Source organism: Mesorhizobium sp. LCM 4577, assembly GCF_001854795.2.
GTDB lineage: Bacteria > Pseudomonadota > Alphaproteobacteria > Rhizobiales > Rhizobiaceae > Mesorhizobium > Mesorhizobium plurifarium.
Genome location: NZ_MDDU01000024.1, coordinates 89,279 through 101,627 on the forward strand (window position 1 = coordinate 89,279; position 12,349 = coordinate 101,627).

The 12,349-nt window shown below is 63.3% G+C and carries 11 protein-coding genes; 10 read left to right on the forward strand and 1 reads right to left on the reverse strand.

What is annotated here, in order from left to right; translation table 11 throughout:
• Positions 1-32: 32 nt before the first annotated feature.
• From LCM4577_RS22075 to LCM4577_RS22115, 9 genes are all read left to right on the forward strand, one after another.
• Positions 33-1,343 carry a replication-associated recombination protein A gene (locus tag LCM4577_RS22075; protein WP_071073410.1) on the forward strand — a complete coding sequence of 437 codons (1,311 nt, stop codon included), beginning with the start codon at positions 33-35 and terminating at the stop codon, positions 1,341-1,343.
• A gap of 189 nt (positions 1,344-1,532) precedes the next feature.
• Positions 1,533-2,360, forward strand: a complete 828-nt coding sequence (locus LCM4577_RS22080; RefSeq protein WP_040983439.1) for an aspartyl/asparaginyl beta-hydroxylase domain-containing protein — start codon at positions 1,533-1,535, stop codon at positions 2,358-2,360.
• Between the two features lie 260 nt (positions 2,361-2,620).
• Positions 2,621-3,589: a GAF domain-containing protein gene (locus LCM4577_RS22085; RefSeq protein ID WP_071073412.1), complete on the forward strand. Its 969-nt coding sequence runs from the start codon at positions 2,621-2,623 to the stop codon at positions 3,587-3,589.
• 139 nt (positions 3,590-3,728) lie between these two features.
• The gene (gene adh, locus LCM4577_RS22090) at positions 3,729-5,246 is read left to right on the forward strand and encodes an aldehyde dehydrogenase (RefSeq protein WP_071073414.1); all 1,518 of its coding nucleotides are present in this window, start codon (positions 3,729-3,731) and stop codon (positions 5,244-5,246) included.
• Positions 5,247-5,311: 65 nt separating this feature from the next.
• Entirely contained in the window at positions 5,312-5,677 is a 366-nt protein-coding gene (locus LCM4577_RS22095) for a DUF779 domain-containing protein (RefSeq protein WP_071073416.1), read from the forward strand.
• A 123-nt stretch (positions 5,678-5,800) separates the two neighbouring features.
• Positions 5,801-6,781: an RluA family pseudouridine synthase gene (locus LCM4577_RS22100; protein WP_071073418.1), complete on the forward strand. Its 981-nt coding sequence runs from the start codon at positions 5,801-5,803 to the stop codon at positions 6,779-6,781.
• Between the two features lie 45 nt (positions 6,782-6,826).
• Positions 6,827-7,702, forward strand: coding sequence for a DMT family transporter (locus tag LCM4577_RS22105; RefSeq protein ID WP_071073746.1), 876 nt, complete (start codon positions 6,827-6,829; stop codon positions 7,700-7,702).
• Between the two features lie 10 nt (positions 7,703-7,712).
• Complete coding sequence (locus LCM4577_RS22110) at positions 7,713-8,504, forward strand: ATP12 family chaperone protein (RefSeq protein ID WP_071073420.1); 792 nt, start codon at positions 7,713-7,715, stop codon at positions 8,502-8,504.
• A gap of 197 nt (positions 8,505-8,701) precedes the next feature.
• Positions 8,702-10,591, forward strand: coding sequence for an MFS transporter (locus LCM4577_RS22115; protein ID WP_071073422.1), 1,890 nt, complete (start codon positions 8,702-8,704; stop codon positions 10,589-10,591).
• Between the two features lie 178 nt (positions 10,592-10,769).
• Here the strand turns inward: LCM4577_RS22115 and LCM4577_RS22120 are convergent, their stop codons facing one another.
• Positions 10,770-10,964 (reverse strand): DUF2735 domain-containing protein, encoded by a 195-nt coding sequence (locus tag LCM4577_RS22120; RefSeq protein WP_071073424.1) that lies wholly within the window; start codon positions 10,962-10,964, stop codon positions 10,770-10,772.
• 311 nt (positions 10,965-11,275) lie between these two features.
• On the opposite strand from LCM4577_RS22120, the gene LCM4577_RS22125 reads away from it, so the two are divergent.
• Positions 11,276-12,313: a glutamine synthetase beta-grasp domain-containing protein gene (locus LCM4577_RS22125; protein WP_071030066.1), complete on the forward strand. Its 1,038-nt coding sequence runs from the start codon at positions 11,276-11,278 to the stop codon at positions 12,311-12,313.
• The last annotated feature ends 36 nt before the right edge of the window (positions 12,314-12,349 follow it).

The following is a 12,349-nucleotide window of genomic DNA, read 5'->3' on the forward strand; positions in this document are numbered from 1 at the left end:
TCTGAAGATCGCATCTCAACCAAAAGGCTTGCATGGCCGATCTGTTCAGTTCCGATGAGCCGGAAAAGGCGCCGCCCGGGCGGCCGCTGGCCGACCGGCTGCGCCCGAAAAATCTTGGTGAGGTTGTCGGCCAGGAGCATCTGACCGGCCCTGACGGCGCGCTGACCAGGCTGATCGATTCCGGCTCGCTCGGCTCGATGATCTTCTGGGGTCCGCCCGGTACCGGCAAGACGACGGTGGCGCGGCTGCTCGCCGGCGAGACCAACCTTGCCTTCGAGCAGATATCCGCCGTGTTTTCCGGCGTCGCGGATCTCAAGAAAGTGTTCGAGGCGGCGAAGCTCAGGCGCGCCAACGGCCGCCAGACGCTGCTCTTCGTCGACGAGATCCATCGCTTCAACCGCGCCCAGCAGGACGGGTTTTTGCCGGTGATGGAAGACGGCACCGTGGTGCTGGTCGGCGCCACCACGGAGAACCCGTCCTTCGAGCTGAACGCGGCGCTCCTGTCGCGAGCGCGCGTGCTGGTGTTCCGTTCGCTGGGCGAGGAAAGCATCGCCAAGCTTCTGGCGCGGGCGGAAGAAACCGAGGGCAGGGCGCTGCCGCTCGATGACGAGGCGCGCGCGATGCTGATCCGCATGGCCGACGGCGACGGCCGCGCCTCGCTGACGCTGGCCGAGGAAGTCTGGCGCGCCGCCAAGAAAGGCGAGGTGTTTGGCCCGGAGGGTCTGCAGCGCGTCATCCAGCGCCGCGCGCCGATCTACGACAAGGGCCAGGATGGCCACTACAACCTGATCTCGGCGCTGCACAAATCGGTGCGCGGCTCCGATCCGGATGCCGCCCTTTATTACCTCGCCCGCATGTTCGATGCCGGCGAGGATCCGCTTTATCTCGGCCGCCGGCTCGTGCGCATGGCGGTGGAGGATATCGGGCTCGCCGATCCGCAGGCGCTTGTCGTCGCCAACGCGGCCAAGGATGCCTATGACTATCTTGGCTCGCCCGAGGGCGAGCTTGCCTTCGCTCAGGCCGCCGTTTATCTCGCCACCGCGCCGAAATCGAACGCCGTCTACACAGCCTTCAAGGCCGCGACCGCGGCGGCCAAGGAGTTCGGCTCGCTGCTGCCGCCGAAACACATTCTCAACGCGCCGACCAAGCTGATGAAGCAGGAGGATTACGGCGCCGGCTATCGCTACGACCATGACGAGCCGGACGCGTTTTCCGGCCAGGACTATTTTCCGGAGAAGATGGGCCGGCACACCTTCTACGATCCGCCGGAACGCGGGTTCGAGCGCGATATCCGCAAGCGGCTGGAGTACTGGGCGAAGCTGCGCAGCGAGCGGAACAGCTGAGTCGCGCGGCCCGACGGGACATGGCGCTGAAGTGGAGTAGACCGCTCCAAATATTTGCACCGGCAGACCGCTTGGACCCGTGCGTCGGCATTGTGCCGGGAAACAAAAAATCCTATCAAGACGCACGGCTGGCGGGGGTCGCCGTGATTTTGTCCCATGGAACAGGATCGCGCTCCCGCGCGAATGACAATGAAAAAGCAAACCGTCAAGTCGCTCCGCAAGGCCGCCATCGCGGTCGTGGTTCTTGCGCTCGCCTTCTACTTTATCCCGATCATCACGGCGATCTGGGTCGTCTGCGGCCTGATCGACGTCATGCGCAACGACCGGAAGAACCGGAACCTGTTCGAGCGCTACTTCCTCGGCAACGGCCTGTTCACCTGGCTGCTGTCGCCGTTCAACCTGATCGTCGACCTACTCTGCTACCGCAACCCCGGTGTCTGGAAGCCCGAGCAGTTCCCTGAGGACTATCAGCGCGAGATCAACGAGGTCCTGGGCGTCTTCAAAGCCCGCAAGGACGAGATCATCGCCGACATCGACGCTAATTTCGGCGCCGGCCGGCGCGGTATGTATGTCTACCAGTGGTACGGCAAGCACAAGATCGACAACGTTCCCGAATTCAATAAGGATTACAAATACATCAAGACGATCGCGGTATCCGTTTTCAGCAAGCGTGAATCCACGTCCTGGCATTTCGGTCCGCTGCGGCTCAGCCTGCGCATCCTCTACAATCTGATCCCGGTGCAGGCGGAGATCTTCGTCCAGTGCGGCAGCAAGAAGAACTATTGGTACGACAATCCTTTGTTCATCTTCGACGACACGCTGTTCCACCGCTCGGTCAACGAATATGACGGTCGGCGCTACTGCGTCTTCGTCGACATCATCCGGCCATCCCCGTTCCCGAGGCTGATCGCGGGCCTTCTCGCCATCGTCTCGGTCAGCGTGGAGCGCATCAATTCCGTCTTCTACAAGAACTGGAAGATGATCGGCTCGTCCAAGCCGAAGGCCGCCGCCAATTGATCCCTGCAAGCTCCGGGGTTCGGCCCCTAGTGGCCGGGTCCCGTTTAAACCAACGTCCTATGGCGCCGATACACTGCGACCTTTAGAACTCCGGAGCAGTTCCAGGCGATGCGTAGCGATTTCCGCGTGGAATTGCTTGGAATCAAATGTCTGCGCGGTCGGCAATTGTATCAAAGGCCGAACCGCTTTGGATTGTCGGCTATGTTCCTGCGAGCATGGCGACGGAGCGGAAGGAGGTTCCGCTCACCGGGAGGATAGGGTTGATCGGACGGCAAACCGCCGTGCATGCGGATCTGGTCCAGGCTTCGATCGCGAAAAGCGACGCGGCCCATTCGGCGTTGGTGGCCTCATGGCGGCGCTCGCTGCAACTGCACCATCTCGATCCGGCCGAGCGCAAGGCGCCCAGGCGGCTGACCGAAGGCGAATTGAGAGGGGCCCGCCAGCGCATGGAGCGGATGATCCGCGCCGCCGAGGCAAGCCTCAACCGGCTCTACCAGGCGGTCGGCGGAGTTGGTTGCTGCGTGATGCTGGCCGACCGCGACGGCATCCCCGTCGAGCGCCGGGGCGCGGTCRCCGACGACGAAACCTTCGACGAATGGGGCCTGTGGACCGGCACGGTCTGGAGTGAGGACAGCGAAGGCACCAACGGCATCGGCACCTGCCTTGCCGAGCAGCGGGCGCTGACCATCCATCGCGACCAGCATTTCTTTTCGCGCAACACGCTGCTGAGCTGCACCACGGCGCCGATCTATGACCATGAAGGCAATCTGGCGGCCGCGCTCGACGTATCGTCCTGCCGTTCGGACCTGACGGAGGGATTCGTCCAGCTCATCTCCGTCGCGGTTGGCGATGCCGCGCGCCGCATCGAGGCGGAGAATTTCCGAATGGTGTATTCCAACGCCCGCATCCTTTTGGCGCCGGTCGCCGAGCGCGGGGCCGGCGCGCTGATCGCGGTCGACCAGGATGACCTGGTGATCGGCGCGACCCGGTCGGCGCGGCTTGCACTGGGAATAACAGGCGAAGCCCTGGCCCGGGGTTTGCTGGCTGCCGACGTTCTCGGCGACCAGGCAAAGGCGAAGGAAGACCTCGACGACGCCGAGCGCGGCGCGTTGCAGCGGGCGATGGCGCGAGCCGGCGGCAATGTCTCGGCGGCAGCCCAAAATCTCGGCATTTCGCGCGCGACGCTGCATCGCAAGCTCGCCCGTTTCGAAATCCGCCGCCCGCATTGATTTCCTGATCTGACCTGTCGCAGTTCTGCGACACTCGGCGGCCGCGATCGCCGGGCCCCCGGCTGACAAGGCGGCAACCATCCGCAAAATCCTCCGCCAACGCGCCGCATCCCGCGGCGCGCCTTTACGGGAGGAAGACATGAACAAGGTGGAATTCTCGCGCGCAGCCAAGGTTCCGTTCGCCAAGCGTTACGACAACTTCATCGGCGGCAAGTGGGCAGCGCCGCATTCCGGCAAATATTTCGAGAACATCTCGCCGGTCACCGGACGGCCCCTGTGCGAGATCGCCCGCTCGGATGCGGCCGACATCGAGGCAGCGCTCGATGCCGCACACAAAGCCAAGGACGCCTGGGGCAGAACCAGCCCCGCGGAACGCGCTCTGATCCTCCATCGCATCGCCGACCGCATGGAAGACAATCTCGACCTTTTGGCGCTCGCCGAGACCTGGGACAACGGCAAGCCGATCCGCGAGACGACGGCCGCCGACCTTCCCCTGGCCGTCGACCATTTCCGCTATTTCGCCGGCGTGCTGCGCAGCCAGGAAGGCTCGATCTCCGAGATCGATCACGACACCGTCGCCTACCACTTCCACGAACCGCTCGGCGTCGTCGGCCAGATCATCCCGTGGAATTTCCCACTGCTGATGGCGGTGTGGAAGTTGGCGCCGGCGCTTGCCGCCGGCAATTGCGTGGTGCTCAAGCCCGCCGAGCAGACACCCGCCTCTATTATGCTGTGGGCCGACCTCATCGGCGACCTTCTGCCCGAAGGCGTGCTCAACATCGTCAACGGTTTCGGCCTCGAGGCCGGCAAGCCGCTGGCATCGTCGAACCGCATCGCCAAGATAGCCTTCACCGGCGAGACCACGACCGGCCGCCTGATCTCGCAATATGCCAGCCAGAACCTCATCCCGGTGACGCTCGAGCTCGGCGGCAAGTCGCCCAACATCTTCTTCCAGGATGTGACGGCCGAAGACGACGACTTCTTCGACAAGGCGATCGAGGGCTTCGTCATGTTCGCGCTCAACCAGGGCGAGGTCTGCACGTGTCCCAGCCGTGCGCTGGTGCATGAGAAGATCTATGACAAATTCATGGAGCGCGCGCTGAAGCGCGTCGAGGCGATCGTCCAGGGCGACCCGCTTGATCCGGCCACCATGATCGGCGCCCAGGCATCGAGCGAGCAGTTGGAGAAGATCCTGTCCTACTTCGACATCGGCCGCCAGGAAGGCGCCGAGGTGCTGACCGGCGGTGAGCAGAACCATCTGCCGGGCGACCTAGCCGGCGGCTATTACGTCAAGCCGACCGTGTTCAAGGGCAACAACAAGATGCGCATCTTCCAGGAGGAGATCTTTGGCCCTGTTGTGTCCGTGACGACCTTCAAGGAGGATGACGAGGCGCTGTCGATCGCCAACGACACGCTCTATGGCCTCGGCGCCGGCATCTGGAGCCGCGACGCCAATCGCTGCTACCGCTTCGGCCGCGCCATCCAGGCCGGACGCGTGTGGACGAACTGCTACCACGCCTATCCGGCGCATGCCGCCTTCGGCGGCTACAAGCAGTCCGGCATCGGCCGCGAGACGCACAAGATGATGCTCGACCACTATCAGCAGACCAAGAACATGCTGGTCAGCTACAGCCCCAAGAAGCTCGGCTTCTTCTGATCCTCCCAGGGCGAAGAGGAGGGCGCGGTTCATCCGCGTCCTCCCGTCAGTTGGAGGAGGTTTTGATGGATAGTGCTTCATTGGGCAAAGTGACGGCCACGCCGGCGGCCGAGGCGCTGCTTGCCGAGATCATCGCCGATCACGGCCCGGTTCTGTTCCACCAGTCCGGCGGCTGCTGCGACGGCTCGTCGCCGATGTGCTATCCGCGCGGCGAGTTCATGATCGGCGACAATGACGTGAAGCTCGGCGAGATCGGCGATACGCCGGTCTATATCAGCGCCTCGCAATATGAGGCCTGGAAGCACACCGACCTTATCATCGACGTGGTGAAGGGCAGGGGCGGCATGTTCTCGCTCGACAATGGCCGCGAGAGGCGATTCCTGACGCGCTCGACGGTTTGCGTGCTATCGCCGCCGTCTTCCGGCAACTGAGCGACCAGGCTGGACGGCATACAGCGCGACGATTGGGGTAATCGTCCGGCTTTGTTGGGTCTTTGGCTCGCAACATCCTCGCCTTAGTGCTATGGCGCCGCTTTCAAACGGAAAAGCGTATCCATGGCAGGTGTCGAACAGATCACGGTTGAGGCCGGCGAGGCGGGCATGAGGCTCGACCGCTGGTTCAAGGTCCATTATCCGGGCCTCGGCTTCGGCCACCTGCAAAAGCTCTTGCGCTCGGGCCAGATCCGCGTCGACGGCGGCCGGGTCAAGGCCGACACCCGCGTCGAGCCCGRCCAATCCGTACGTGTCCCGCCGCTCGACGTCGACAAGAAGGGCGACGTTCCGCTCACTGGTCACTCGATCCGCAACCAGGGCGATGCCGAAGTGCTCGCCAAGATGCTCTTGCACGAGGACCCGAAAGTCTTCGTCTTCAACAAGCCGGCGGGGCTGGCTGTGCAGGGCGGCTCCGGCGTCACTCGCAATGTCGACGACATGCTGGAGGCCTGGCGCAACCAGAAGGGCGAGAAGCCGCGCCTCGTCCATCGCCTCGACCGCGACACGTCCGGCGTGCTGGTCGTCGCTCGCACCCGTCTTGCCGCGATGAAGCTGTCGGAAGCGTTCCGGGCGCGCGAAACCAAGAAGACCTACTGGGCGCTGGTCAAGGGCGTGCCGGCAAAGCGAGAGGACAAGATCTCGACCTGGCTGGTCAAGGAGGCGACGCCGGATGGCGACCGCGTGCGCATCGCCAAGCATGGCGAGAAGGGCGCCGATCACGCCGTCTCCTATTACCGCGTCGTCGAGCAGGCGGCACAGTCGCTGTCATGGCTGGAAATGGAGCCTTACACCGGCCGCACCCATCAGCTTCGCGTCCACGCCGCCCATATCGGCTGCCCGATCATCGGCGATCCCAAATATTTCGAGGCCGACACCAACTGGGAATTTCCGGGCGGCATCCAGAACCGTCTGCATCTCCATGCCCGCCGGATTGTCATACCGCATCCCGACCAGGGCGTGATCGACGTGACCGCGCCAATGCCGCCGCATATGCGCCAGAGCTGGAACCTTCTCGGCTTTGACGAACAGAGCGCGGAGGACTGAGATTTGACTGCTGCGCCCGTACTGGATCGCCGCGACGCGGTCGACATGGCGGCGGCGGCCATCATGGTCGGGCTGACCTTCTCCTGGGGGCTGAACTACGTCGCCGCCAAGGTCTCCTATGCAGGTTACGACCCTGTGTTCGTCTCGGTCGCCCGTTCGCTTATCGGGGGAGCCTGCGTGTTCGCCTGGTGCCAGCTGCGCGGCATCAGGCTGTTCGAGGCGGACGGGACGCTGGCCGCCGGCATCGTCGTCGGCGTGCTCTTCGGCGTCGAGTTCCTCTGCCTCTATATCGGGCTCGAATACACCACCGTTGCCCGTAACACGCTCCTGGTCAACACCATGCCGTTCTGGGTGCTGATCGGCGGACATTTTCTGCTTGGCGAGCGCATCAACGCGCGCAAGCTCGGTGGGCTTGTTCTCGCCTTTTGCGGCCTGGCGGCGGTTTTCTCCGACGGCATCGTTGCCGGCGGCGACGCAACGCTGACCGGCGATCTGCTCAGTCTTGGCTCGGGCATTCTCTGGGCGGCCACCAGCATTGTCATCAAGCGATCGAAGCTGGTCGAGACGCGCGCGGAGAAACTGCTGCTCTATCAGTTGGCCGGCGCCGCTATTGTGGGTGCCCTGGTGATGCCTTTCGCCGGCCCGCCGATCCGCGCGGTAGCCGCTTTGCCGACACTGGCGTTGCTGTTCCAGTCTTTCTATATCGTCGCCTTCACCTATGTGTTGTGGTTCTGGCTGCTCACGCGCTATCCGGCGGCAAGCCTGTCGAGTTTCGCCTTCTTGTCGCCTGTGTTCGGCGTCCTGTGCGGCGCGGTGTTGTTGGGCGAGCCGCCGACCGTCAGGATAATCCTGGCGCTCGGCCTGATCGCCGCCGGACTGATCATCGTCAACCGGCCCGCGCGAAGGCAGCCAACAGTTTAGGGAGTTCGGCATGCGCGATATCCTCGAAGACCTCGAAGCCGGAAAACTGCTCTCCGATCCCGACCCGGTGCGGCGCGCCCAGATCCAGATGAAGACGCCGCTGCCGAAGCGTTTCTACAAGGCTGTTTCGGTGGCTCCCGTCGAGAACGGTTTTGCCATCCATCTGGACGGCAGGCCGGTGCGCACGCCAGGCAAGGCCGTGATGGTGCTGCCGACTGAAAAGGCTGCGTCACTTGTGGCCGATGAATTCGGCGCGCAGAGCGAGGTCATAGATCCCGTGACGATGCCCGTCATGCGGCTCGTCAACACCGCCATCGACGGCGTCGCCTCCGATCCGCAGGCGGTGCTGGAAGACGTGCTGCGCTTCGCCTCGTCCGATCTACTTTGCTATCGCGCCGACGGCCCGCAGGGACTGGTCGATCGCCAGAACAAGCTCTGGGATCCGGTGCTCGACTGGGCACGCGGCAGCCTCAGGGCGCGCTTCAACCTTGCCGAAGGCGTCATCCATGTCGAGCAGCCGCGCGAAGCGATCGCCGTGCTCGGCGCACATCTTGGCCAGCGTGCGGAGCCGATGCGGCTGGCCGCCATCCATGTCATGACGTCGCTGACCGGATCGGCGCTGCTGGCCTTGGCCGTCGATTTCGGCGAGATCGACGCCGAGGAAGCTTGGGCCGCGGCCCACGTCGACGAGGATTGGCAGATCGAGCATTGGGGCCAGGATGCCGAGGCGGTGGCGCGTCGCTCCGCCCGCAAGCGCGACATGCTGGCGGCGGTCAGCCTGCTCGAGGCGCTGCAGGGCTAAAGCATTTCAAGCACTGCTCCGCTTTCGCAGCGCACCTAATACCAAAGTCATAATCCCATCGTCGCGGTGCCTTTCGAGCGCCCTTTCTGTCATTTTTTCCTTCGTTGGCTGCGTTTTTCGAGTCCGCGCATCGCAGATGCGCGGATGGTGGCGCGCAGCCGCGGAGGACAGACGGGATCTCACGGGAGGATTTATCAATGGCAATGGCATCGACCGCCGGCAGAACCAGCCGCGGCATGACGCGGGAGGAGAAGAAGGTCATCTTCGCCTCATCGCTCGGCACCGTTTTTGAATGGTACGATTTCTACCTCTACGGCTCGTTGGCCGCCTTCATCGGCTCGACCTTCTTCAGTCCGGCTATCCCGGAGGCGACGCGCAACATCTTCGCACTGCTGGCTTTTGCCGCAGGCTTCCTCGTGCGTCCGTTCGGCGCGCTGGTGTTCGGCCGCATCGGCGATCTCGTCGGCCGCAAATACACCTTCCTCGTCACCATGACGATCATGGGCCTGTCCACCTTCCTGGTCGRCCTGCTGCCCGGCTACGCCAGTTGGGGCATTGCGGCGCCGGTGATCCTGATTGGACTGCGCATGCTGCAGGGCCTTGCGCTCGGCGGCGAATATGGCGGTGCCGCGACCTATGTCGCCGAGCACGCGCCGGACGACCGCCGCGGCTACTACACGTCCTGGATCCAGACCACGGCGACGCTCGGGCTGTTCCTGTCGCTGATCGTCATCCTGATCGTGCAGGGGTCGCTCAGCAAGGAAACCTACGCCGCTTGGGGTTGGCGCATTCCCTTCATCGTCTCGTTCTTCCTGCTCGCCATCTCGATCTGGATCCGGCTGTCGCTCTCGGAGTCGCCGACGTTCCAGCGCATGAAGGAAGAGGGCAAGGGCTCCAAGGCGCCGCTCTCGGAAGCCTTCGGCCAGTGGAAGAACGCCAAGATCGCGCTGCTGGCGCTGCTCGGCCTCACCGCCGGCCAGGCCGTGATTTGGTACAATGGCCAGTTCTATGCCCTGTTCTTCCTGCAGAACGTGCTGAAGGTCGACGCGTGGTCGGTCAATGTCATGATCGCCATCGCGCTCGCCATCGGCTCGATCTTCTTCGTCGTGTTCGGCTGGCTGTCGGATAAGATCGGTCGCAAGCCGATCATCATGGCCGGCCTCGCCCTGGGCATCGTCTGCACCTTCCCGCTGTTCAAGGCGCTCACCTGGGCCGCCAATCCGGCCCTGGCCACCGCGCAGCAGAACACCCGCGCGACGGTGACGGCGGCGCCCGGCGACTGCAAGTTCCAGTTCAACCCGGTCGGCACGGCGAAATTCACGACCTCCTGCGATATCGCGACGTCGTTCCTCACGAAGAACTCGGTGCCCTATGACGTGGTGACCACCGCGGCCCCCGGCACGGCTGCCACGGTCAAGATCGGCAACGAGACGGTGGAATCTTATGACGCCGTTGCCGCCGGCGATCAGGCCAAGGCCAAGGAGGCGGCCTTCCAGAAGGCGGTGAACACGTCGCTGCAGGACGGCGGCTACCCGCTGAAGCGCGCCGCGGCCAAGGTGGCGGACCAGAAGCTCGACGCCTTCGTCGCGGCCAACCCGGAACTGAAGCTCGACGCTACGGCCATTCGCGGCGGCGAGAAGGCGACGGTGAAGACCGATCAGGCGATCGCCGACAAGATCCTGACCAAGGACGAGGCAGCCGGCGCGCCGGAAGTCACCGTCTACACCATCCCGGGCGGCGGCGCCTTTGCCATGACTGCCGACCCGGCGGCCATCAACTGGCCGCTTACGATCGGCATCCTGTTCATCCTGGTGCTGTTCGTGACCATGGTCTATGGGCCGATCGCCGCCATCCTCGTCGAGATGTTCCCCACCCGCATCCGCTACACCGGGATGTCGCTGCCTTACCACATCGGCAATGGCTGGTTCGGCGGTCTGCTGCCGGCAACGGTGTTCGCGCTCAGCGCCTACAAGGGCGATATCTACTACGGTCTCTGGTACCCGGTGATCATCGCGGCGATGTCGCTCATCATCGGCATGATCTTCGTCAGGGATACGCTCGGCACGGACCTGCACGCCAAGGAGTAACCCAGAGCGATTCCAAGAAAGTGCGCAGCGATTTCCGTCCGGAATTGCATAAAACGCTGAGTCAGAGCAGGTCGGCTAACCTGTCAAACGCTGAACTGCTCTGGTCATCCGCTCAAAACAGAAAGCCCGGCGCGAGCGATCGCGCCGGGCTTTTCCGTTCCTGAATTCAAAGAGGCGATCAGCTCTTGCGCAGCTGGTTTTCTTCCTCGACCGCCGCCTCGTGGTACCAGCCGTCGAAATCGGCGTGCTCGCCGCGGAGCGCTGCAAGCTCTGCTGCGAATTTGGCCTTTGCGCCTAAATTTGAGGCAGACTTGCCTGCTGCAAGCGGGAACATCAGAATTTTTGCCGATGGACGCGATGGCGTAACTTGCATTGCCGATCTCCTTGTCTTTCCAGGAGCATGTCGATTCACCTTTTCACCAAAATAGGTTCTGCGACTCCTTTAGGCAATATGCCCATTAAAAGATCATCTCGTGCACATTATTTAATCAATATCAGCACCTGAACGATCCGAACGCATTGCTAAGGCGGCTCAATAAAATCAACGCTTTGCCATGACCATTTTGCCGCACCCCGCGCTATCGAAGTGGCATACGACTTGCATTTTAACCATCGGCAGGCCGGCCCGATCCGGCCATGCATCGATGCCGCCATGGCGGCGTCCAAGCAACGAGAGGCACTGGAATGACCAAATACAAGCTCGAGTATATCTGGCTCGACGGCTACACCCCGACCCCCAATCTGCGCGGCAAGACCCAGATCAAGGAGTTTGCCGAGTTCCCGACGCTCGAGCAGCTGCCGCTGTGGGGCTTCGATGGTTCCTCCACCAACCAGGCCGAGGGCCGCAGCTCTGACTGCGTGCTGAAGCCCGTGGCGGTTTACCCGGATCCGGCCCGCACCAATGGTGTTCTCGTGATGTGCGAAGTCATGATGCCCGATGGCGTCACCCCGCATGCATCGAACAGCCGCGCGACCATTCTCGACGATGAGGACGCCTGGTTCGGCTTCGAGCAGGAATATTTCTTCTACAAGGACGGCCGCCCGCTCGGCTTCCCCGAGAGCGGCTATCCCGCACCGCAGGGCCCGTACTACACCGGCGTCGGTTTCAAGAATGTCGGCGACATCGCGCGCCAGCTCGTCGAGGAGCATCTCGACCTCTGCCTCGCCGCCGGCATCAACCATGAAGGCATCAATGCCGAAGTGGCGAAGGGCCAGTGGGAATTCCAGATTTTCGGCAAGGGCTCCAGGAAGGCCGCCGACCAGATGTGGATGGCGCGGTACCTGCTGCTGCGCCTCACCGAGAAATACGGCATCGACATCGAGTTCCACTGCAAGCCGCTCGGCGACACCGACTGGAACGGTTCGGGCATGCATTGCAACTTCTCGACCAAGTACATGCGCGAAGTCGGCGGCAAGACCTATTTCGAGGCACTGATGGCGCAGTTCGAGAAGAACCTGATGGATCACATCGCCGTCTACGGTCCGGACAACGACAAGCGCCTGACCGGCAAGCACGAGACCGCGCCGTGGAACAAGTTCTCCTACGGCGTCGCCGACCGCGGTGCTTCGATCCGCGTGCCGCACTCCTTCGTCAAGAACGACTACAAGGGCTACCTGGAAGACCGCCGCCCGAACTCGCAAGGCGACCCCTACCAGATCGCCTCGCAGGTGCTGAAGACGATCTCGCAGGTCTCGACCGCAGCCGTTTCGGCCGCCGCCTGATTTTGTTCGGCGTCACAGGCTTGCCAGCCAGTGGCG

What these genes read in the sequence shown, in the direction of transcription:
- LCM4577_RS22075 (WP_071073410.1), top strand. Translation starts at nt 33, where the DNA reads ATGGCCGATCTGTTCAGTTCCGATGAGCCGGAAAAGGCGCCGCCCGGG.
- LCM4577_RS22080 (WP_040983439.1), top strand. Translation starts at nt 1,533, where the DNA reads ATGAAAAAGCAAACCGTCAAGTCGCTCCGCAAGGCCGCCATCGCGGTC.
- adh (WP_071073414.1), top strand. Translation starts at nt 3,729, where the DNA reads ATGAACAAGGTGGAATTCTCGCGCGCAGCCAAGGTTCCGTTCGCCAAG.
- LCM4577_RS22095 (WP_071073416.1), top strand. Translation starts at nt 5,312, where the DNA reads ATGGATAGTGCTTCATTGGGCAAAGTGACGGCCACGCCGGCGGCCGAG.
- LCM4577_RS22105 (WP_071073746.1), top strand. Translation starts at nt 6,827, where the DNA reads ATGGCGGCGGCGGCCATCATGGTCGGGCTGACCTTCTCCTGGGGGCTG.
- LCM4577_RS22110 (WP_071073420.1), top strand. Translation starts at nt 7,713, where the DNA reads ATGCGCGATATCCTCGAAGACCTCGAAGCCGGAAAACTGCTCTCCGAT.
- LCM4577_RS22120 (WP_071073424.1), bottom strand. Translation starts at nt 10,964, where the DNA reads ATGCAAGTTACGCCATCGCGTCCATCGGCAAAAATTCTGATGTTCCCG.
- LCM4577_RS22125 (WP_071030066.1), top strand. Translation starts at nt 11,276, where the DNA reads ATGACCAAATACAAGCTCGAGTATATCTGGCTCGACGGCTACACCCCG.